Origin of the sequence: Peptostreptococcus equinus (genome assembly GCF_027125355.1) — a bacterium.
In the GTDB taxonomy this organism is placed as follows: domain Bacteria; phylum Bacillota; class Clostridia; order Peptostreptococcales; family Peptostreptococcaceae; genus Peptostreptococcus; species Peptostreptococcus equinus.
The window spans coordinates 392,954-409,049 of sequence record NZ_CP114052.1; the positions used below are offsets into that span (position 1 = coordinate 392,954).

At 28.9% G+C, this 16,096-nt stretch carries 38 protein-coding genes; 34 read left to right on the forward strand and 4 right to left on the reverse strand.

All coding sequences use genetic code 11. From position 1 onward, the window contains the following. Positions 1-36 precede the first annotated feature (36 nt). Genes O0R46_RS01955 through O0R46_RS01965 form a run of 3 tightly spaced genes read left to right on the forward strand, consistent with a single transcriptional unit; the run spans position 37 to position 2,142 of the window. On the forward strand, positions 37-924 hold the full coding sequence (locus tag O0R46_RS01955; protein WP_269311930.1) for a GspE/PulE family protein: 888 nt from the start codon (positions 37-39) through the stop codon (positions 922-924). Next, positions 896-1,942 (forward strand): type II secretion system F family protein, encoded by a 1,047-nt coding sequence (locus tag O0R46_RS01960; RefSeq protein ID WP_269311931.1) that lies wholly within the window; start codon positions 896-898, stop codon positions 1,940-1,942. Before O0R46_RS01955 ends, O0R46_RS01960 begins: the two co-directional genes overlap by 29 nt. A gap of 23 nt (positions 1,943-1,965) precedes the next feature. Then, the gene (locus O0R46_RS01965) at positions 1,966-2,142 is read left to right on the forward strand and encodes a hypothetical protein (RefSeq protein WP_269311932.1); all 177 of its coding nucleotides are present in this window, start codon (positions 1,966-1,968) and stop codon (positions 2,140-2,142) included. 59 nt (positions 2,143-2,201) lie between these two features. Here O0R46_RS01965 and O0R46_RS01970 read toward each other — a convergent pair whose 3' ends face one another. From O0R46_RS01970 to O0R46_RS01980, 3 genes are all read right to left on the reverse strand, one after another. Then, a complete protein-coding gene (locus O0R46_RS01970) occupies positions 2,202-3,227 on the reverse strand; it encodes a site-specific integrase (protein WP_269311933.1) in 1,026 nt (341 codons plus the stop codon). Between the two features lie 145 nt (positions 3,228-3,372). Next, complete coding sequence (locus O0R46_RS01975; RefSeq protein WP_269311934.1) at positions 3,373-3,972, reverse strand: hypothetical protein; 600 nt, start codon at positions 3,970-3,972, stop codon at positions 3,373-3,375. A gap of 93 nt (positions 3,973-4,065) precedes the next feature. Beyond that, entirely contained in the window at positions 4,066-4,740 is a 675-nt protein-coding gene (locus O0R46_RS01980) for a helix-turn-helix domain-containing protein (protein ID WP_269311935.1), read from the reverse strand. Positions 4,741-4,908: 168 nt separating this feature from the next. Here O0R46_RS01980 and O0R46_RS01985 point away from each other — a divergent pair, with 168 nt between their 5' ends. From O0R46_RS01985 to O0R46_RS02000, 4 genes are all read left to right on the forward strand, one after another. Continuing rightward, complete coding sequence (locus O0R46_RS01985; RefSeq protein WP_269311936.1) at positions 4,909-5,112, forward strand: hypothetical protein; 204 nt, start codon at positions 4,909-4,911, stop codon at positions 5,110-5,112. Positions 5,113-5,182: 70 nt separating this feature from the next. After that, positions 5,183-5,368 (forward strand): hypothetical protein, encoded by a 186-nt coding sequence (locus O0R46_RS01990; RefSeq protein WP_269311937.1) that lies wholly within the window; start codon positions 5,183-5,185, stop codon positions 5,366-5,368. After that, entirely contained in the window at positions 5,369-5,512 is a 144-nt protein-coding gene (locus O0R46_RS01995) for a hypothetical protein (protein WP_269311938.1), read from the forward strand. It begins immediately after the preceding gene. Further along, complete coding sequence (locus tag O0R46_RS02000) at positions 5,513-5,641, forward strand: ribbon-helix-helix domain-containing protein (protein ID WP_269311939.1); 129 nt, start codon at positions 5,513-5,515, stop codon at positions 5,639-5,641. Here O0R46_RS02000 and O0R46_RS02005 read toward each other — a convergent pair. After that, entirely contained in the window at positions 5,632-5,943 is a 312-nt protein-coding gene (locus O0R46_RS02005) for a ribbon-helix-helix domain-containing protein (protein WP_269311940.1), read from the reverse strand. The two genes, O0R46_RS02000 and O0R46_RS02005, sit on opposite strands and share 10 nt — an antisense overlap. Positions 5,944-6,066: 123 nt before the next feature. On the opposite strand from O0R46_RS02005, the gene O0R46_RS02010 reads away from it, so the two are divergent. From O0R46_RS02010 to O0R46_RS02140, 27 genes are all read left to right on the forward strand, one after another. Further along, positions 6,067-6,210: a toxin-antitoxin system HicB family antitoxin gene (locus O0R46_RS02010; RefSeq protein WP_269311941.1), complete on the forward strand. Its 144-nt coding sequence runs from the start codon at positions 6,067-6,069 to the stop codon at positions 6,208-6,210. Further along, positions 6,207-6,422 (forward strand): hypothetical protein, encoded by a 216-nt coding sequence (locus O0R46_RS02015; protein ID WP_269311942.1) that lies wholly within the window; start codon positions 6,207-6,209, stop codon positions 6,420-6,422. Before O0R46_RS02010 ends, O0R46_RS02015 begins: the two co-directional genes overlap by 4 nt. Before the next feature lie 66 nt (positions 6,423-6,488). Further along, complete coding sequence (locus tag O0R46_RS02020; RefSeq protein WP_269311943.1) at positions 6,489-6,620, forward strand: hypothetical protein; 132 nt, start codon at positions 6,489-6,491, stop codon at positions 6,618-6,620. Positions 6,621-6,635: 15 nt separating this feature from the next. Then, positions 6,636-7,499 carry a DUF3102 domain-containing protein gene (locus O0R46_RS02025; RefSeq protein ID WP_269311944.1) on the forward strand — a complete coding sequence of 288 codons (864 nt, stop codon included), beginning with the start codon at positions 6,636-6,638 and terminating at the stop codon, positions 7,497-7,499. A gap of 2 nt (positions 7,500-7,501) precedes the next feature. After that, positions 7,502-8,086, forward strand: coding sequence for an ORF6C domain-containing protein (locus O0R46_RS02030; RefSeq protein WP_269311945.1), 585 nt, complete (start codon positions 7,502-7,504; stop codon positions 8,084-8,086). 10 nt (positions 8,087-8,096) lie between these two features. Beyond that, positions 8,097-8,375: a hypothetical protein gene (locus O0R46_RS02035; protein WP_269311334.1), complete on the forward strand. Its 279-nt coding sequence runs from the start codon at positions 8,097-8,099 to the stop codon at positions 8,373-8,375. Next, positions 8,375-8,614, forward strand: coding sequence for a hypothetical protein (locus O0R46_RS02040; protein WP_269311333.1), 240 nt, complete (start codon positions 8,375-8,377; stop codon positions 8,612-8,614). The genes O0R46_RS02035 and O0R46_RS02040 overlap by 1 nt, the downstream gene beginning before the upstream one ends. Positions 8,615-8,616: 2 nt before the next feature. Beyond that, positions 8,617-8,865 (forward strand): hypothetical protein, encoded by a 249-nt coding sequence (locus O0R46_RS02045; protein ID WP_269311946.1) that lies wholly within the window; start codon positions 8,617-8,619, stop codon positions 8,863-8,865. Further along, positions 8,858-9,169: a hypothetical protein gene (locus tag O0R46_RS02050; RefSeq protein WP_269311947.1), complete on the forward strand. Its 312-nt coding sequence runs from the start codon at positions 8,858-8,860 to the stop codon at positions 9,167-9,169. The genes O0R46_RS02045 and O0R46_RS02050 overlap by 8 nt, the downstream gene beginning before the upstream one ends. Before the next feature lie 42 nt (positions 9,170-9,211). Beyond that, the gene (locus O0R46_RS02055) at positions 9,212-9,382 is read left to right on the forward strand and encodes a hypothetical protein (RefSeq protein WP_269311330.1); all 171 of its coding nucleotides are present in this window, start codon (positions 9,212-9,214) and stop codon (positions 9,380-9,382) included. Between the two features lie 9 nt (positions 9,383-9,391). Then, complete coding sequence (locus O0R46_RS02060) at positions 9,392-9,931, forward strand: siphovirus Gp157 family protein (protein ID WP_269311329.1); 540 nt, start codon at positions 9,392-9,394, stop codon at positions 9,929-9,931. Between the two features lie 8 nt (positions 9,932-9,939). After that, complete coding sequence (locus O0R46_RS02065; RefSeq protein ID WP_269311328.1) at positions 9,940-10,560, forward strand: ERF family protein; 621 nt, start codon at positions 9,940-9,942, stop codon at positions 10,558-10,560. 44 nt (positions 10,561-10,604) lie between these two features. Next, the gene (locus O0R46_RS02070; RefSeq protein ID WP_269311327.1) at positions 10,605-11,144 is read left to right on the forward strand and encodes a hypothetical protein; all 540 of its coding nucleotides are present in this window, start codon (positions 10,605-10,607) and stop codon (positions 11,142-11,144) included. 9 nt (positions 11,145-11,153) lie between these two features. Next, a complete protein-coding gene (locus tag O0R46_RS02075) occupies positions 11,154-12,071 on the forward strand; it encodes a DUF7666 domain-containing protein (protein WP_269311948.1) in 918 nt (305 codons plus the stop codon). Next, positions 12,072-12,434: a DUF1064 domain-containing protein gene (locus tag O0R46_RS02080; RefSeq protein ID WP_269311325.1), complete on the forward strand. Its 363-nt coding sequence runs from the start codon at positions 12,072-12,074 to the stop codon at positions 12,432-12,434. 1 nt (position 12,435) lies between these two features. After that, positions 12,436-12,675, forward strand: coding sequence for a hypothetical protein (locus O0R46_RS02085; RefSeq protein ID WP_269311324.1), 240 nt, complete (start codon positions 12,436-12,438; stop codon positions 12,673-12,675). 4 nt (positions 12,676-12,679) lie between these two features. Further along, positions 12,680-13,138 carry a DUF3310 domain-containing protein gene (locus O0R46_RS02090; RefSeq protein WP_269311949.1) on the forward strand — a complete coding sequence of 153 codons (459 nt, stop codon included), beginning with the start codon at positions 12,680-12,682 and terminating at the stop codon, positions 13,136-13,138. A gap of 71 nt (positions 13,139-13,209) precedes the next feature. Continuing rightward, positions 13,210-13,449, forward strand: coding sequence for a hypothetical protein (locus tag O0R46_RS02095; RefSeq protein ID WP_269311322.1), 240 nt, complete (start codon positions 13,210-13,212; stop codon positions 13,447-13,449). Then, complete coding sequence (locus O0R46_RS02100; RefSeq protein WP_269311321.1) at positions 13,449-13,715, forward strand: hypothetical protein; 267 nt, start codon at positions 13,449-13,451, stop codon at positions 13,713-13,715. Before O0R46_RS02095 ends, O0R46_RS02100 begins: the two co-directional genes overlap by 1 nt. A 2-nt stretch (positions 13,716-13,717) precedes the next feature. Next, positions 13,718-13,921 carry a hypothetical protein gene (locus tag O0R46_RS02105; protein ID WP_269311320.1) on the forward strand — a complete coding sequence of 68 codons (204 nt, stop codon included), beginning with the start codon at positions 13,718-13,720 and terminating at the stop codon, positions 13,919-13,921. Continuing rightward, entirely contained in the window at positions 13,921-14,217 is a 297-nt protein-coding gene (locus O0R46_RS02110) for a hypothetical protein (RefSeq protein ID WP_269311319.1), read from the forward strand. The genes O0R46_RS02105 and O0R46_RS02110 overlap by 1 nt, the downstream gene beginning before the upstream one ends. Next, positions 14,210-14,623, forward strand: coding sequence for a single-stranded DNA-binding protein (locus O0R46_RS02115; RefSeq protein WP_269311318.1), 414 nt, complete (start codon positions 14,210-14,212; stop codon positions 14,621-14,623). The genes O0R46_RS02110 and O0R46_RS02115 overlap by 8 nt, the downstream gene beginning before the upstream one ends. A gap of 9 nt (positions 14,624-14,632) precedes the next feature. Further along, positions 14,633-14,809: a hypothetical protein gene (locus O0R46_RS02120; protein WP_269311317.1), complete on the forward strand. Its 177-nt coding sequence runs from the start codon at positions 14,633-14,635 to the stop codon at positions 14,807-14,809. Positions 14,810-14,813: 4 nt separating this feature from the next. Beyond that, a complete protein-coding gene (locus tag O0R46_RS02125; RefSeq protein ID WP_269311316.1) occupies positions 14,814-15,317 on the forward strand; it encodes a hypothetical protein in 504 nt (167 codons plus the stop codon). Positions 15,318-15,346: 29 nt separating this feature from the next. After that, positions 15,347-15,730 (forward strand): hypothetical protein, encoded by a 384-nt coding sequence (locus tag O0R46_RS02130; protein ID WP_269311950.1) that lies wholly within the window; start codon positions 15,347-15,349, stop codon positions 15,728-15,730. Between the two features lie 11 nt (positions 15,731-15,741). Beyond that, entirely contained in the window at positions 15,742-15,876 is a 135-nt protein-coding gene (locus tag O0R46_RS02135) for a hypothetical protein (protein ID WP_269311951.1), read from the forward strand. A 4-nt stretch (positions 15,877-15,880) separates the two neighbouring features. Beyond that, the gene (locus O0R46_RS02140; RefSeq protein ID WP_269311952.1) at positions 15,881-16,087 is read left to right on the forward strand and encodes a hypothetical protein; all 207 of its coding nucleotides are present in this window, start codon (positions 15,881-15,883) and stop codon (positions 16,085-16,087) included. Positions 16,088-16,096 lie beyond the last annotated feature (9 nt).

Below are 16,096 nucleotides of genomic sequence, written 5' to 3' on the forward strand. Positions count from 1 at the left end.
TAGCATTGACTAGATGATTTTGGAGGAGGAATGTGTATGGAAAAATTATTATGTTCAATATTACCCAAAGAATATGCAGAAAAAAATTGTGTTTTTCCTATATCAATTGAAAACGGAAAATTAAAAGTGATGATGCAAAGTTATGACATTGGTTTGATGAATGAATTAAAGCTTTTATGTCAAAAAGATATTGGTGTGGTACTTGAAGATAGATTTGTAATAGAAAAAAATATTGAAGAAGGATATAAAGGTTCAAATACTGGAAAAGATTTACATAATAAAATGGTAGAAGAAATTATAAAAAATGCCATTAAAATATCTGCTAGTGATATTCATATAGAGCCTTTCGAAAATTTTTTTAAGCTTAGATATAGGATTAATGGAGATCTTAAAGATATTGATAAATATTCACTAGACGATTTAAATCCAATTGTTTCAATAATAAAATTGAAAGCAAATTGCGATATAGGGGAAAAAAGACTAAGTCAAGATGGAAGATTTACATATCAATATAATAATACTAAGGTAGATTGTAGATTGAGTATAATACCGACAATTAATGGTGAAAAATTGGTTATCAGATTATTGAATCACAGTGAATTTTTAAAGTCCAGAAATGAACTAGGTTTTTCAAAAAAGGCAATAAAATATATAGATCAAATAATCAATCAGAAACATGGTATTTTAGAAAGATATATGATAAATGCCTCACTTAAAGGCATAATTTCTCAAAAATTGATTAAGAAAAAAATAATATATGATAATTATCTTAAAGATGATAGGTGTTTAATTTATGAGATATTAAAAATTGATAAGGAAATAAAAGAAGCTATAATATCTGAAAAAACAGAGAGTCAATTAAAAGATTTAGCTATAGAAAATGGAATGATTACTTATGAAGAATCTATTAAAGAAAAAAATTAAGGCTAATAAACTAAAGTTTATATGCAGGCAATATTCATCTATGTCAAAAGCTGGTTGTGATTATATATTTATCAGTGAAAAAATAGCATACTTTTATGATGATTTTGTGAGACAAACTTTACTTATGTGTAAAAGAAATCTGCAGAGAGGAAATTCTTTGAGTCAAAGTTTTGCATTGACAAATGAATTCTCTAATTTATTTGTTGGGATGATTTATGCAGGAGAAATAAGTGGAAATGTGGAAAAAATTTTTGAAAAATTATCATATTATTATGAAAGAGAAGATAGGCTTAGAAAAAATATTGTTTCTGCTAGCATATATCCTCTAACTCTCTGTATTATTTCATTTATATCTTTTATTTTTATACTTTTATATGTAGTACCTAATTTTCAACTGGCTTTTTCTAGCAGTGGAGCAAATATAGAAAATAATACTATATTTGTAATGTCTGCTTTTCTTAGAAAAAATATTATATTGAGTTTTACTTTTTTGGTGATTTTTATATTTCTTATAATTTATCAATTAAATGAGAATGAAAATATAAAAGAGTATATAAGTAGGAGTAAGTACAAAATACCTAAACTAAGAAAAATATCTACTTTAATACTAACAGAAAATTTTGCGAGAACATTATCAATATTGATTTCAAGTGGAGTAAATTTAGAACAATCTATAGATATTCTTTGTAGTATAAGCAAGGAAAGATATATAAAAGATAGATTAAATATTACTAAAAATAATATAAAAAGAGGACAAAAGTTAAGTAGTTCTTTGGCTATAAGTGGTGTATTTCCAAATTTATTTATATCAATGATAGTTATAGGTGAGAATACAGGTACAATAGAAGAAAATTTGTTGGGTATTTCAAAGTATTATGAAGAAAGCTTAGATATAGAATTAAATAATTTTATTAAAATTATAGAACCAGCTATGATTATAATAATTGGATTAGTGATTGGAATAGTAATGATATCTATACTTAGTCCTATGTTGGACTTGATATCTACTATTAAATAATAAGACTAAAAAGGAGACTTAAAATGAAAATAGAGAATAAAATATTATGCAATAAGAAAATGTTAATTATAAAAGAAAGATTTAAATTAAATAAGGTAGATGAGAAAAACAATAAAGACTTAAATTTCAATAAAGGTTGTAAAAAAACTATAAAGCCAGCCTTCACACTTATAGAAATGATTAAAGCAAATAGTATCTAAAAAATAAGCAATATACTCACTTTCAAATAGCGTTAGAATATATTGATACTAGATTGATACTATTTACTTTTATTTTTTTGTAGGTGGTCTAAGTAATCTGCAACGTGATTATCTGAATCCTTATAATTGTGTGCATAAACTTTCAATGTTATGCTAGGGTCACTGTGTCCTAGTCTTGAACTAACGCTAGTTATATCTACACCATTTTTTATTAGATAAGTAGCATGCGAGTGCCTTAAATCGTGTATTGCAATATCAGGCAAACCATAACCATATCTTTTCACATAATAATGTAAATTTTTTGGGTTATTAAATGAAAATAGCCTATCATCAGAACTAGGCTTATACTTCATTTCAATTAGCTTTTCAATCATTTCACATATAAACTTAGGGGCAACTACTATACGTACACTATTGTTAGTTTTTGGAGTTGTTGTAATATTATGTATGTAGTTGTATGTTTTAGTTATTTGTATTTCAGGCAAGTTAATATCCCCTATAGTTAACGCTAACAACTCTCCTTCACGTATACCAAGCCAAAATAAAATATTAAAAGCAACATAATACTCATAATTATCAATTCTTGATAAGAATATATTTAAGTGTTCAGGCTCCCATACATTCCTTTTTGCTACTGTAGTTTTAAACTTTTTAAATCTTGGTACAGTTTTAAAGTCATAATAATCTCTTCCCCAAGTTATGCAAGCATTAATTTGAGAAATTATATTATTACAAGTTTTAGTAGACCTGTTATCCTCTAGCATACTATCAGTAAGATTTTTGACAATCAGAGGGGTTATATCTATAACCTTTGTATCTTCTAATGCATTCATTATATATCTATCATAATAATGTTGCTTCTGAATTAATGTAGATAATTTATATACTGTTTCACATTCTTTAATATATTCATCCCATAAAGCACCAAACGTAATATTTGTTGTCCCTTCTTTAATTGCTTTATAACTATCTTCATATTTTTTCGCTTCTTTTTTTGTTTTAAATCCTCTTTTAGTGTGCTTTTTACCATTGCAGTAGAATGAAGCATACCAAGTTTTTCTCTCTTTATCTTGATATTGTGGCATTGTTTTAACCTCGCTTTCATGTTATAATTGTATTACAAAAGGACGTACTAATGCTGTACGTGTCTAGCCAAGAAGTAGTGCAGGCGACCAAACTTGATACTACTTCTTTTTTTATTTGAACTATTGGGAAATCCCCAATAGTTAGTTATTTTAAATTTATATCTATTTTAAATGGTTTAAATTCTTGGAATGATTCGCTATTAAGGTCAGCAGGTGCATTACAGTGTAAAGTAACTATGTTTGGTACTTCACTTTGTGGGATATAGAAAACTAATTTACTTGGAGCTTTCGCTTTACCTTGTAAGCTAGAAGTATCAGCTTTTGTTTTAAGTGAATCTAATTCAATTTGGGAATTATCTTGCAAAACAAGCTTAGATGAAATTGGGATAACGTCAATTACATTATCAGATGAATTTTCCAGCATTGTATCTAACTCTAAACATATAAGCTCATCTTTATTCTTGTACATATCTTTAAAATGCTCATCAGGCTTAAAAGAACTTACTTTTATGCTATTGATAGTAAATTTAATAGGACCTTGTGTTTGTTCTATATTAGCATTCTTTCTATCTTCAATTAATGTGTAAGTACCTTCATCTTCTTTTTTTACATTAGATTCTTTTTTTTCTTCTGTTTGAGAAGAGCTAGTATTATCAGAGCTAGAATTACTAGAACCACAGCCTACAGCTGTTAAAGATATAGACGAACATAAAATAATTGCTAATACTTTTTTGTTAAATTTCATAACTTAAATCTCCTTTTAAAAATATATTAATTACTTAAATATTAACACTATAGGAAAACAGTTGCAATAATAGTTACACGAATGTAACTATTATTAATCAACATCAACTATATACTTAACAACTTTTCCTATGAGTTTTAAATCTTCACTATTATCATAGTCAACTACAATAGGCATAAATGTATCATCATAGCTTTCGGGCTTGAATATAAATCTCCCATTAGCTTCATCATTTATAAACCTTTTAACGCTGTATTCGCCATTTTGCGAAAAAACTACTATGTCTTTGCTCTTTATATCAGATACACGCTTCTTAGAAGTGTCTACAACTATATAAGACTTATTAGGAATATATTTATTCATTGATTCTCCATTTACTTTAAGAAGTATAATTGACTTACTACCTGCATACTTACCAAGTATCTTATCGCTTAATGGGACTTCTTCGTAATTGCTTATTCCTTCTATATTTTCTAATGAACCAGCTGAAATAGATACTGGAAAATATTTATATAAAGTGCTAGTAGAAGTTTCTGTAGTTATTTCTGAATCAATATCAAATGCCATTATCCACTGTGGGTCTACATTGAATACATTTGCTAGATTTTTAATAACTGTTCTTTTCATATTTTCAACTTGTCCACTTTCATACTTATTTATAGCAGCTCTTTGAACTCCTATTCTGTTCCCTAACTCTTCTTGGGTTAGATTCATTTCTAATCTTTTATTTTTTATTCTATCCCCCATAACTTCTGTAGAAGTTTTCATTTTAAATACCTCTTTCTAATTAATTTGTATCTTAATATTAACATATTTATGAACAAAATACAACATTAAATTAAAAAATATCAAAAAAAGATACAAAAACTATTGACAGCGTATTTTATTGATGTTATGATAATTGTATCGAAAAAAGATACAAGGTGGTGATAAAAAATGAATAAAAACAAATTAAAAGCTATTATGGCTTTACATGGAGATACTCAAAGTGATTTAGCAAAAATACTTGAAATAGCTCCACAAACTTTTTCGAACAAAATAAATGAAAGGGGGTCAGAATTTAATAAAAAAGAAATAACTTTGATTAAAGATAAATATTCTCTTTCAAGCGAAGAGGTAAGCGATATTTTTTTTAATTAATTTGTATCTAATTTAGATACAAAAATGTTATTATCTTATTTTTATAATAACAAAATACGGAGGTGATTAAATGAGTGAATACTATGTAACTTGTAAAGAGGTTATGGAAATTACAGGTTGCAAAGATACGACAGCTTATAACTTAATTAGAAAATGTAACGAAGAATTAAAAGAAAAAGGTTTTTTGGTAAGAAGAGGAAAAACTCCAAGAAAATATTTCCTTGAAAGAATTGGAGCAGAAGAAAAAGGAGTATAAATGGTAGATTTAACAGAATACGCAAAAGAAAATAAACAATTAGAAGAAGAACACAACGATTTACTTATTAAGTCAAGTATCTTCTTTGCAATAGCATTCACATTAGAAGTGTTATTGATATTAGTAATAGTAGGAGTGATTTAAATGGAAAACAAAAAAGAAATAACGCTCCGAATACCACAGGAGTTATACGAAGCGTTGACAAAAATGAGTGAAGAAACAGGTATTCCAATAGCACATATTATAATTTTTGCTTTATGGAATTATCTATAGCAATCCCAATACAATAAATCAAATAAATCTACATATGCAACAATAAGGGAGTTTATAGAGGTGTTTCTTTCACTAGCAGTTATTGCTAATTCTTTTTTTAGATGTTCTGGCATTCTAAGTGTGAATCTTACAAAATCTTCATTGCTAAAATCAAATTTAGGCATATCGATATCTTTACGTAATCTTAAACAATCATTTATTGCGTAAAGTATTAGAGAAGATTTAGGGATTCCAGTTTGTTGTGATACTTTTTCTAAGTTTTCATTAATATCAATTGGTATTCTAGTAGTTATGTTATCCATTGTGACACCTCCTAAATACATTATATAAATTTATTTCAAAAAAGTATAGACATCTAATAGATGTCGTGATATTATAATAATCAAATGACATCTAATAGATGTCTAAAAGATAGAGAGGTATTTATGGAAAAAGTAAGAATGACTATTAGGGTTGTCCCTAAGCTAGATGAAAAAATAAGTAAAACAGCAAAAGAAACAGGCAAAAGTAAGAATGCAGTGATAATTGATGCATGTTGGGATTTTATTAAAAAAAGGAGGTTTCAATGAAAAAACTACAAATAATAAAAAATGAAGTAAAAGGTAAGAAATTCAATGAAATGATAAGAGTTAGCACAGATGTTAAAAATGCAATAGATGAATTATCAGCTAGTACAGGCAAAACAAGAGTAGTAATAGCAGATAAGTTGCTTAGATTTGCAATTGATAACTGTGTAATTGTTGATGAAGAAGATTTAACAGAATTAGTTATAGAGGAGTAAGTATGCTAGAAGAATTAATACAAGAAATGAAAGATAGGAAACTAGAGAATGAGGAGGATATGACATATGAGAGGTACAAACGTCACAAAGCAATTTCTAAAGGAGAATGAGATAGATATAGTAGGTGCAGTATTTTACGCAGTACTAATTGTACTAGAAACTATCAGGCATAAGTTAGCAGAAAATGCATGGAGTTAGAAAAGAGGCGATAAATTGAATGATTTGCAACAAGTAACGCAATTAGAAGTAGAGATTAACTACTATAAAAATCAAACAGTACAAAACTTCTTAGAAATAGGTAAAAGGTTGGTTAAGTCTAAAGAAGTTATTCCTAATGGAGAATGGAAATATTGGCTTAAAGAAAAGGTAGACTTCACAGAAAGAACAGCTTATAGGCTTATAGATTGTTACAACAGATTTGGAGAACTGTCGACGTCGACAGTCATAAGTTCATCAAAAATGATTGAATTGCTGTCATTACCAGAAGAAAAAACACAAGATTTCATTGAAAATAATGATGTTCAGGATATGACAGTAAAACAACTAAGAGAAGCTGTTAAGAGAGAAAAAGAAGCAATCAAACGTGAAGAACAAGCGAAAAATGAAATAGCTAAACTTAAAACCGAGTTAGAAAAACAGCCTAGAGAAGTTATAAAAGAGGTTGTGAGAACTGAAAAGATAGAAGTAACACCTATTGACTATGAGCCAATTAAAAGGGACTTAGCCAGCAAAGACGAAGCTTTAAAAAAAGCAAGTTACAGACAAGAACAAGAAGTAAAAGCAAGAAAGCAAATTGAAGCAGAATTAAAAGCTACTAAAGAGGAAATGCAAAAACTTAAAAATGAGTACACGTCAGAAGAAGCTAAGAATAGATTTTCTAAGAATTTATCTGAAAATACAATAGTATTTTTATCAGAAATGAATAACTTTTTAAGCCGTATAGGTGGTTTAGCTTGGGTTACAGATTATATAGAAGATTTAGAAGATATAGAAGTTAGAAATATTCACAAAGGGTTAGATAGCATTGAAGCTTGGACAGTAGCAGTAAGAAATAATTTAATTGAGAAAGGAAAATAAAAATGGCAAATGAAATACAAGCAATAGAAAAAATGATTAGGCAACAAACAGAACAACAACAATTATTCATTAATTCAGTAAGTCAAATGATGACAAATAATAATAGTAAATTTCAAATTGTAGAAAACAACTTGTCAGAAGTGCAAAAAGACATCAAAGATATAAAAGAAAATGAAGAATTAGAAAATGATAAGTATAACAGATTAAATAAATTAAAAGCTTCAAAAGTTGAGGAAACTGTAGCTAATACTAACGAAGTAATTAAGCAAGAGTTATACAGACAGATAACTAGAGCTATAAAAGAAAAATTCAATTTATCAAGCTTACCAAAAATAAAGAAAAAAGATGAACAAGAGTGCGAATCATTCATAGAAAATTTCAAGTTCAACATTAATAACGCTTCTATATCAGCTTGTAGAAAATTTATAAAAGAGTTTGACAGGATAATAGGAACTAATAGCGTTCAACGTGCTAAATATATTATTTACGACTATGAAAAGTGTCTTGATATGATGGATAAGTCTTACAAAGAAGAATTTGAAAATCATTATAAATACACAGAATTAAAAGCTTTTTTAAATAATTAAGGAGGTATTTATGGCAAAAATGAGAATTAGCTATTTGAATAGCGAAAAGAAAGAATTAGTAAATGTAGATCATTTGAGGGCGATAAGAGTTGATACATTTATGTTTATATACGACAAAGAGATTAATACCTGTTCAGTGTATACAGAAAATGACGATTTAAAATCTGTTGGTGAATTTGATACAGATGTGTTTGATTCATCAGTATGTAGAGAGTGGATAAAGAACCATATAGGAGAACCAAGAACATTATCATATGAAGAATCATTAAAAATAGCGGAGGAAAACTAATGAAAATTAATTTAAGAAAAACAGAAAACATAGAAATAGGTGATGTAGTTACAGACGGAGACAATATGTACATTATATGTGTTAGCAATTTTGATGAACAAGTATGCTTACTTGACTTGAAAAATTCATATTTCATTGAAACTTCTTTAGAACCTTGTGAGCTTTCAGATTGTATAAAAGAATTTAATTTGAAATTAGTCACTAAAAATAAAGATGTATTAATAACAGAAAGCAGGTAGCTATGAAGCACATACTAACAGTGACAGAACATATTAGAATAACGCACGAGATTGAAGTATCACATAAAACTGATTCAAAGGAATATATAGATAGTGCGTTAGATTATGTACAAGACATAGCAGACGATATAGACGAATACAAAGAGATTTTAAGTGATTTTGGTTTTAATATAGTAAATCACGAAGAAAAGATAGATGAAGATAGTTTAGAGTGTCTATACGCTGACGTTATAGGAGGTAATTATGAATAAAAAAATAACACTAGAAGAGATAGAAGAGTATCAAAACAACCTAATATTAGCACAAGATTTAAGTAGATATTTTACTGAACAAGGAGTGCTTTCAATTGATATAGGTAGTATATTGTTCACAAACGAAAGAGTTCATTATTCATATAATTATGAACGCACCGAATTATCAAAAGAAATTGTAAAGCATATGATTTCTACAAGTGAACGTGCAGATGTGTATAAGTTAAGTAACGTAATAGATTATCTTGAAGAAATGAAAAAAGCCGTTGCGGAAACAACGACTAGTCAACAAAATGTTGAATAAAAAACTATATGTACATTATAACACATTTTTAGGAGGTTGAAAATGGCGAATAGTGATTTAAGAGAAGAAATAACTAGGCTAAATGAAATAATAAAAGATAAAAATAAGATTATAGAGTTGCAAGACAAACATAATCATAATTTAGAAAATAAAGTAATTGACTTAGAAAATCAATTAGAAGAAATAGCAAGTGACACATTAAGTCCATTTTAGGAGGTAAACATGAGTTTATACAATTTAGAAAAAGAATATGCATTATTAGAATCTGAATTAGACGAATTAATGCAATCAGATGATGAAGAGACACAAAAATTAGCAAATGCAAAACTTCAAGAGGTAATAAATAAATCTCTTGAAATAGAAAATAAAAATGTAAACATATTTAAATATAGATTTTATTTATTAGGCAAAGAAGAGCAAATAAGAGCATTGTCAGAAATGCATAAAAAAGAGGCAAAAAGATTAGATGACTATGCAGACACATTCGCGAATAAGATAAAGCAATTAGATAGAAGCACTATCAATGCTTTAGAAATAAATGGTAAAAAGTCAATTGAGACTGAATTAGGTAAAATGACTATACGTAAATCAAAAGGAAGAATAGATATTTTAGATAAAAAACTTATCCCAGATTCATATAAAAAAGAGCGTGTATCTACTACACTTGTTGAAAATAAAACAGCTATAAGAGAAGCTATTGAAAGTGGCAAAAATGTGCCAGGAGCTAAGTTGGTATTTGAAGATACATTGATAGTTAAGTAGGTGGTTATATGAATATATATGAGAAGTTACAAAAGATACAGAACGAATTGAAAGTACCTAAGGAAAGAGATGTAAAAGGCAGGTATAAGTATAGGTCAGCTGATGACATATATAAGCACTTAAAACCACTTGCTGATAAGTATAATGTATCAGTTTTTGTAAGTGACGAAATCTTTATGGCAAATGAAGAAATATATATAAAAGCCATTTGTACTATAACAGATGGAGAAGGAACTATTACAGCTAATGCTTATGCTAGAGAACCTAAAATTAGTAAAACAGGGCAATCTGAACAACAGATAACAGGAGCTACATCATCATATGCAAGAAAATATGCAATGGGAGGAATGTTTTTAATAGATAATGATTCAATTGACGCAGACGAAGAAGAGTATCAAAAAGAATTTAATTCTAATTATAAAGAAAATAAAAATTCAACAAATAGTCAACCTAAACAAGATGAAAAAATGGCAACTAAAGAGAATATAGATAAATTAAAAAAATTGTTAGATTCACGAGGATTTACAGAGGCAGATGTTCAAGGAATATTGAAAAATCATTACAAAGCAAAAACCCTTGAACAACTTACAGCTAAAGAGTGTAAGTCATTCTATGATAGAGCTAAATAGAAAAAATAAAAAAGAAATAGTTAAAAATGGAGGACAATTAATGAATGAGCATTGATAATGGCTGGATAAAACTGCATAGGAAATTGCTTGAAAATGCTTTATGGCAAGATTGTACCTCCGAACAAAAAGTAATAATGATAACCCTACTTTTAATGGCTAACCATAAAGAAAAAAAATGGATATTCGGAGGTGAAGAATACACTTGCAAACCTGGTCAATTTGTTACGAGTTTAAAGTCGATCAAAAAAAATGTAGGGGAAGATATATCGACCATGCAAATTCGAAGGTGTTTGGAGAAATTCGAAAAGTACGGATTTTTAACAAGCAAACCGACAAACAAAAATAGACTTATAACCATTGCAAATTGGGAAACATATCAATCTAAAGATGATAAACCGACAAGCAAACCGACAAGCAACCGACAAGCAACCGACAAGCAACCGACAACTAACAAGAATGTAAGAAAGAAAGAATGTAAGAATATATATACGAATCAAACTAAATTTCATAATTTCAAACCTTCACTTACAGGAAAATATAGTAGTGAAGAATTGAATCAGAAAATAAAAGAACTAAATAAGTAGGAGGACAATATGAAAGGATATAAAGTTTTTAACCCAGATTGGAAGTGTAGAGATTTTCAATACTCAGTAGGAGAAGAATATGCAATAGATGAAGAACCGATTATATGTAAGAGAGGGTTTCATTTTTGTAAAGAATTAAACGACTGTTTTAATTACTATAACTTTGATGGCGATAATAAAGTAGCAGAAATAGAAGCTTTAGGAAGCATAGATGAAAAAGGGGACGACACTAAATGCTGTACTAATAAAATTAAAATAGTTAGAGCGTTGACATGGGAAGAAGTGCTGCAATTAGTCAACACTGGAAAATGCAATTCTGGTCGTATGAACTCAGGAAATTGGAACTCAGGATATTGGAACTCAGGAAATAGGAATTCAGGAGATAGGAATTCAGGAAATAGGAATTCAGGAAATAGGAATTCAGGAGATTGGAACTCAGGAAATAGGAATTCAGGAAATAGGAATTCAGGATATATGAACTCAGGAGATAGGAATTCAGGAAATAGGAATTCAGGATATAGGAATTCAGGAAATAGGAATTCAGGAGATTTTAACTCAGGAGATTTTAACAAGACTAATAACTCTAGTGGATGCTTTAACACTGAGGAACAATTTATAACAATGTTTAATGAACCAACTAAAATGACACTAAGGGAATGGAGAAATTCAGATGCTTACTATTTGTTGAATGAAATAGAAAAATTAAACACTAAATGGATAGTAGTAGAAGATATGACAGACGAAGAAAAAGAAAATTTCCCTGACCATAAAACAACTGGAGGTTATCTTAAAAAGTTAGATGAATCTGAAAAACCACAAATTTGGTGGGATAAATTAAGTAAGAGTAACAAACAGATAATCAAAGCTATACCTAATTTTGACCAAAAAATATTCGAAGAAATAACAGGCATAGATATGGGGGAGTAAATGGCTAAAAAAAGCAAATACAACAATATTAAAGTCGAATATAAGGGGATAGAGTTTGACTCTAAAAAAGAAAGAGATAGATATATAGAATTAGACCTCTTGGAAAGAGCAAAAGAAATTAAAAACCTTGAAAGACAGAAAAAGTTTAACTTGCTAGAAGGGTTTACAGATAATCAAGGGAAAAAAGAAAGAAGCATAAGTTATATTGCAGACTTTGCATATATAGATAATAGAACTGGTGAATATATAGTCGAAGATGTAAAGAGCGATTTTACTAGAAAAAAGGCTGAATATATCATAAAAAGGAAAATGTTCAAAAAGAAGTATCCAGATTATGTTTTTTTTGAAAATGTAAGGAGGTAGTATGAGTTTTAATAGCTATCATAATAGCAGACTTACTAAACTTAATCCTTGCTATACATGTGAGAGACGTTTTATGGGGTGTCACAGCGACTGTAAAGAATATTTAGTATATAAGTCTAAGTTAGACAATATAAACGCTAAAAAAGGCGAATACGCAGACGTAAACGCATATATAAAAAGTAATGCTAAAAAGAGAGTTCATTCAGAAGGATTATTTAAAAAGCAAAGAGCAGAGAGGTAGGTATATGGTTAATAATTTTGAAAAAAGTAAATGGTATAAAGTTGTAAAATGGGATAACGAAAGGGAATGGAATCTTATAGGTTATAAATTTCAGTCGTTAGATGATGGGCACCACACTTATATGAGTGATGTTTGCATTTATGCATTCGATTGTGAAGAAATAGAAGATCCGTTTTCAACAAATTGTAAACTAGACCAAGAAAATGTAATTCTTAAATCGGTAATTGGAGATGAGATTCACGATAACGTAAACAGTCCATCTCACTATAAGCTAGACGGACTAGATATTGAAACTAAGGACGTGATAAGGGCATTGCTAGGTAAAGAAATGTACCTTGGTTGGTTGTGGGGTAGTATGTTGAAATACTCGTTCAGATGGAACAAGAAAAATGGGATAGAGGATTTAAGAAAAGCTAGAAAATTCAATGAGTGGATAGAAGAGTTAGAAAGTGAAGGTAAATAGATGTTAGCAATTTCAATAACGCTAATAATTATAGTGTTATGCTTGATAATTATAGATTAAGGAGAATAAAAATGACTAAAAAAGAAAAATTATTAGAGGATATAGAGTGGTCTATTGATGACAATATAGGCTTAGATATAACAATAGAAACAAATGGTAGGAAAGCTATAGTACCTTATTCGGTAAGCCAGTTAGACGCTTATAAAAAGGTGATAGAGCGTGATTTTGATGATGAGTTGAATTATACGCACAAGAGCGTTGAACAGATGAATTGTAGGATAATAGATTGGAAAATATGGGAGGTAGAATAATGGATAAGTGTGCTGTGTGCGGTAGTAATCACAATTTACATTTTGAATATGAAGGTGACTATTATTGCAGGAACAATAGATGCTTAAACAGGCTATTTTGCATTCTAGTAGGTGATGAGTGTATAAGAGTAGATGACGATAACAAAGCTAGTACATATGATGAATATTATAATTCAGAAGGTAAATTTATAGGTGATGATACTTGTACTAATATAAGCATTATAAGACAAGTTACAGAAGTTAATAAATATAAAGGAGATAAATAGCAATGGAATTACCTTATGGGCTACAGGTTATAGCTGTTAAATATGCGATAGAGTACATAGAGAGTGAAATATATACAATAAATAGATATGAATTTGCAACTGCTAATTCTAGTGAGGATTATAAAAAAGCATTACAAGGTAGATTAAATAGTTTAAGGCAGGAACACAAGCAACTTAAAGAGTGGATTAAAAGGGAGGTAGAATAGTGAGTTCAGACTTCAAAATTAATAATAATGAAAAATTTAATAATGGTATTTTCTTTAGATGGCAAGTAGTATCACTTTCTAACAAAATTCATGAAAGAGATAAGCTCAATCATGAAATTAAAAAGGATATGCGAATGTTATTAAGTGAGAAAACTTTAAATAATAGAGATAGGCATATAATTCAAAGCACAATTGAAACATCTAAAAGTGATGTAATTAAGGAAATTGAAAAGGCATATAAAAGAGATTGCAATAGAAAATTACCAGAAATATTAAGGGAGGATAATAATGAATAATACAGTATTGGTTGGAAGGTTATGCAAAGACCCTGAATTAAGATATATTCCAGGTTCTGGCACGCCAGTGGCTACATTTACACTAGCTATTGATAGAGATTATAAAAATAAAGATGGAAGCACAACAACTGATTTTATACCAGTTGAGGTAATGGGTAAGCCAGCGGAATTTTGTGCAAACTATATTACAAAAGGAAGGTTAGTAGGCATACAAGGTTCTATCAGAGTAGATAGATACGAAACACCTAATGGAGAGAAAAGAAACTTCACTAAGGTAGCAGGTCGTAATATACAGGCTCTTGATTATGCTAATGATGATAAGGGAGGCAATCCTAAGTTTGAGCCAAGTGGTTCAGTTGGTTCATCAGAATTTAATAGCATTGATGATGATGACGTGCCATTTTAGGAGGTAATTATGAGTAAAATAACAGGAACATTAGAAAAAGTAGAGCTTGTATTAATGTTTGCATTATGGTCATTTAGCGAGGTTTCTATAGAGGTTTCACATTTTACAGGATATAATGCAGATATAAACATTATTATAACAACTATGATTTTTGTAACATACATATCAACAACAAGGAGGAAATAAAAACATGGAAAATAAAGAAATAATAGATGTATTAGAAAAGTTATGTAGTGAGAATGGCAAAGAACAGTTGATAGAAGCTGTTGAAGAATGGAAAAAGAAGGAAGAAAATAAGTCATGGATGCCGAATAATGGAGAAAACTATTATTTTATAGATTCCGAAGGTGTTGTATTGAAACATACATGGAAACAGTTGGAAGAGCGACATGATTACTTTGATGGTAGTAGGCTGGCAATAGGTAACGTATTTAAAACAGAAGAAGAAGCAGAATTTGAAGTTGAACGCTTGAAGATATTAAAAATTATGAAGGATTATTCAAGACCTTTTGAATTTGAAGAAAAAAACTGGCAGATTGTATATGGATATGATAGCGGAGAAATTGAAACCGTGTATGAGCGTATAAATGAGTACGGAGGCTATCATTTCGATTCAGAAGAAACCGCACAAAAGGTTATTGATGAAATAGGCGAAGATAGGCTGAAAAAATATTACTTTAGGTGTGTCAACTAAAAACTATAATTCAGAAAGAGAGGTATAGTATGAAAATAGCAGGATTGTTATATTTAATAAATGTGTTAAGTGGGTTTAGAGTTTTATGTAGAATACTGGTATTCATGATTTGTGTAGTTATAGTTGGAGACATTATATGGTATGCAGTAAATTCAGGCACATATTTGGAAGAAGAAAGAGATAGAATAAGAGAAATTCATATAAAATATAAAAAAGAAATAAAAAAAATATTAGCAGTATTTGTTGTTTCTATTCTAGGATTAGTGTTTATACCAAGTAAAAATGATATGTATTTGTTAGTAGCAAGCACACAAATAAGTACAAAAAACTATAACTGGACTAAAAATGAAGTTAAAGAAATTATAGATTATTCGGTTAAATCGTTTAAACAAATTAAAGAAGATGGTAAATAAGAGGTGGAATAGTGTCAACAAACTGTGTGAAGTGTGACAAGCAGACTAAAGATAAACACAAGATAAGAAGTAAAGTTTATACGATATGTGATAAATGCTTTGAAGATGTGATAGAAAATGCAATAGATAAGAGATTGAAAGGATAAGCAGATGAATAAAAAAGGTTTAAGTTTTAATGGTACTTATGAGAATGAGAATGCTAAAAAAATATTTCAAGTTCTTCAGCAAAATTATAATAAAAAACTTCAAGAAAAATATAAAGATGGGCAAGAGTGGGATATTAATATTGACGGGCTAGATATTACAGTATTAGTGACAAAAGAAGATAATAAGAAACTATTAGAGTTATGCAAATAGGAAAGGATA

Coding starts and splice junctions, on each gene's coding strand:
- O0R46_RS01955 (WP_269311930.1), top strand. CDS start 37: ATGGAAAAATTATTATGTTCAATATTACCCAAAGAATATGCAGAAAAA.
- O0R46_RS01960 (WP_269311931.1), top strand. CDS start 896: ATGAAGAATCTATTAAAGAAAAAAATTAAGGCTAATAAACTAAAGTTT.
- O0R46_RS01965 (WP_269311932.1), top strand. CDS start 1,966: ATGAAAATAGAGAATAAAATATTATGCAATAAGAAAATGTTAATTATA.
- O0R46_RS01970 (WP_269311933.1), bottom strand. CDS start 3,227: ATGCCACAATATCAAGATAAAGAGAGAAAAACTTGGTATGCTTCATTC.
- O0R46_RS01975 (WP_269311934.1), bottom strand. CDS start 3,972: ATGAAATTTAACAAAAAAGTATTAGCAATTATTTTATGTTCGTCTATA.
- O0R46_RS01980 (WP_269311935.1), bottom strand. CDS start 4,740: ATGAAAACTTCTACAGAAGTTATGGGGGATAGAATAAAAAATAAAAGA.
- O0R46_RS01985 (WP_269311936.1), top strand. CDS start 4,909: ATGAATAAAAACAAATTAAAAGCTATTATGGCTTTACATGGAGATACT.
- O0R46_RS01990 (WP_269311937.1), top strand. CDS start 5,183: ATGAGTGAATACTATGTAACTTGTAAAGAGGTTATGGAAATTACAGGT.
- O0R46_RS01995 (WP_269311938.1), top strand. CDS start 5,369: ATGGTAGATTTAACAGAATACGCAAAAGAAAATAAACAATTAGAAGAA.
- O0R46_RS02000 (WP_269311939.1), top strand. CDS start 5,513: ATGGAAAACAAAAAAGAAATAACGCTCCGAATACCACAGGAGTTATAC.
- O0R46_RS02005 (WP_269311940.1), bottom strand. CDS start 5,943: ATGGATAACATAACTACTAGAATACCAATTGATATTAATGAAAACTTA.
- O0R46_RS02010 (WP_269311941.1), top strand. CDS start 6,067: ATGGAAAAAGTAAGAATGACTATTAGGGTTGTCCCTAAGCTAGATGAA.
- O0R46_RS02015 (WP_269311942.1), top strand. CDS start 6,207: ATGAAAAAACTACAAATAATAAAAAATGAAGTAAAAGGTAAGAAATTC.
- O0R46_RS02020 (WP_269311943.1), top strand. CDS start 6,489: ATGAGAGGTACAAACGTCACAAAGCAATTTCTAAAGGAGAATGAGATA.
- O0R46_RS02030 (WP_269311945.1), top strand. CDS start 7,502: ATGGCAAATGAAATACAAGCAATAGAAAAAATGATTAGGCAACAAACA.
- O0R46_RS02035 (WP_269311334.1), top strand. CDS start 8,097: ATGGCAAAAATGAGAATTAGCTATTTGAATAGCGAAAAGAAAGAATTA.
- O0R46_RS02040 (WP_269311333.1), top strand. CDS start 8,375: ATGAAAATTAATTTAAGAAAAACAGAAAACATAGAAATAGGTGATGTA.
- O0R46_RS02045 (WP_269311946.1), top strand. CDS start 8,617: ATGAAGCACATACTAACAGTGACAGAACATATTAGAATAACGCACGAG.
- O0R46_RS02050 (WP_269311947.1), top strand. CDS start 8,858: ATGAATAAAAAAATAACACTAGAAGAGATAGAAGAGTATCAAAACAAC.
- O0R46_RS02055 (WP_269311330.1), top strand. CDS start 9,212: ATGGCGAATAGTGATTTAAGAGAAGAAATAACTAGGCTAAATGAAATA.
- O0R46_RS02060 (WP_269311329.1), top strand. CDS start 9,392: ATGAGTTTATACAATTTAGAAAAAGAATATGCATTATTAGAATCTGAA.
- O0R46_RS02065 (WP_269311328.1), top strand. CDS start 9,940: ATGAATATATATGAGAAGTTACAAAAGATACAGAACGAATTGAAAGTA.
- O0R46_RS02070 (WP_269311327.1), top strand. CDS start 10,605: ATGAGCATTGATAATGGCTGGATAAAACTGCATAGGAAATTGCTTGAA.
- O0R46_RS02075 (WP_269311948.1), top strand. CDS start 11,154: ATGAAAGGATATAAAGTTTTTAACCCAGATTGGAAGTGTAGAGATTTT.
- O0R46_RS02080 (WP_269311325.1), top strand. CDS start 12,072: ATGGCTAAAAAAAGCAAATACAACAATATTAAAGTCGAATATAAGGGG.
- O0R46_RS02085 (WP_269311324.1), top strand. CDS start 12,436: ATGAGTTTTAATAGCTATCATAATAGCAGACTTACTAAACTTAATCCT.
- O0R46_RS02090 (WP_269311949.1), top strand. CDS start 12,680: ATGGTTAATAATTTTGAAAAAAGTAAATGGTATAAAGTTGTAAAATGG.
- O0R46_RS02095 (WP_269311322.1), top strand. CDS start 13,210: ATGACTAAAAAAGAAAAATTATTAGAGGATATAGAGTGGTCTATTGAT.
- O0R46_RS02100 (WP_269311321.1), top strand. CDS start 13,449: ATGGATAAGTGTGCTGTGTGCGGTAGTAATCACAATTTACATTTTGAA.
- O0R46_RS02105 (WP_269311320.1), top strand. CDS start 13,718: ATGGAATTACCTTATGGGCTACAGGTTATAGCTGTTAAATATGCGATA.
- O0R46_RS02115 (WP_269311318.1), top strand. CDS start 14,210: ATGAATAATACAGTATTGGTTGGAAGGTTATGCAAAGACCCTGAATTA.
- O0R46_RS02120 (WP_269311317.1), top strand. CDS start 14,633: ATGAGTAAAATAACAGGAACATTAGAAAAAGTAGAGCTTGTATTAATG.
- O0R46_RS02125 (WP_269311316.1), top strand. CDS start 14,814: ATGGAAAATAAAGAAATAATAGATGTATTAGAAAAGTTATGTAGTGAG.
- O0R46_RS02130 (WP_269311950.1), top strand. CDS start 15,347: ATGAAAATAGCAGGATTGTTATATTTAATAAATGTGTTAAGTGGGTTT.
- O0R46_RS02140 (WP_269311952.1), top strand. CDS start 15,881: ATGAATAAAAAAGGTTTAAGTTTTAATGGTACTTATGAGAATGAGAAT.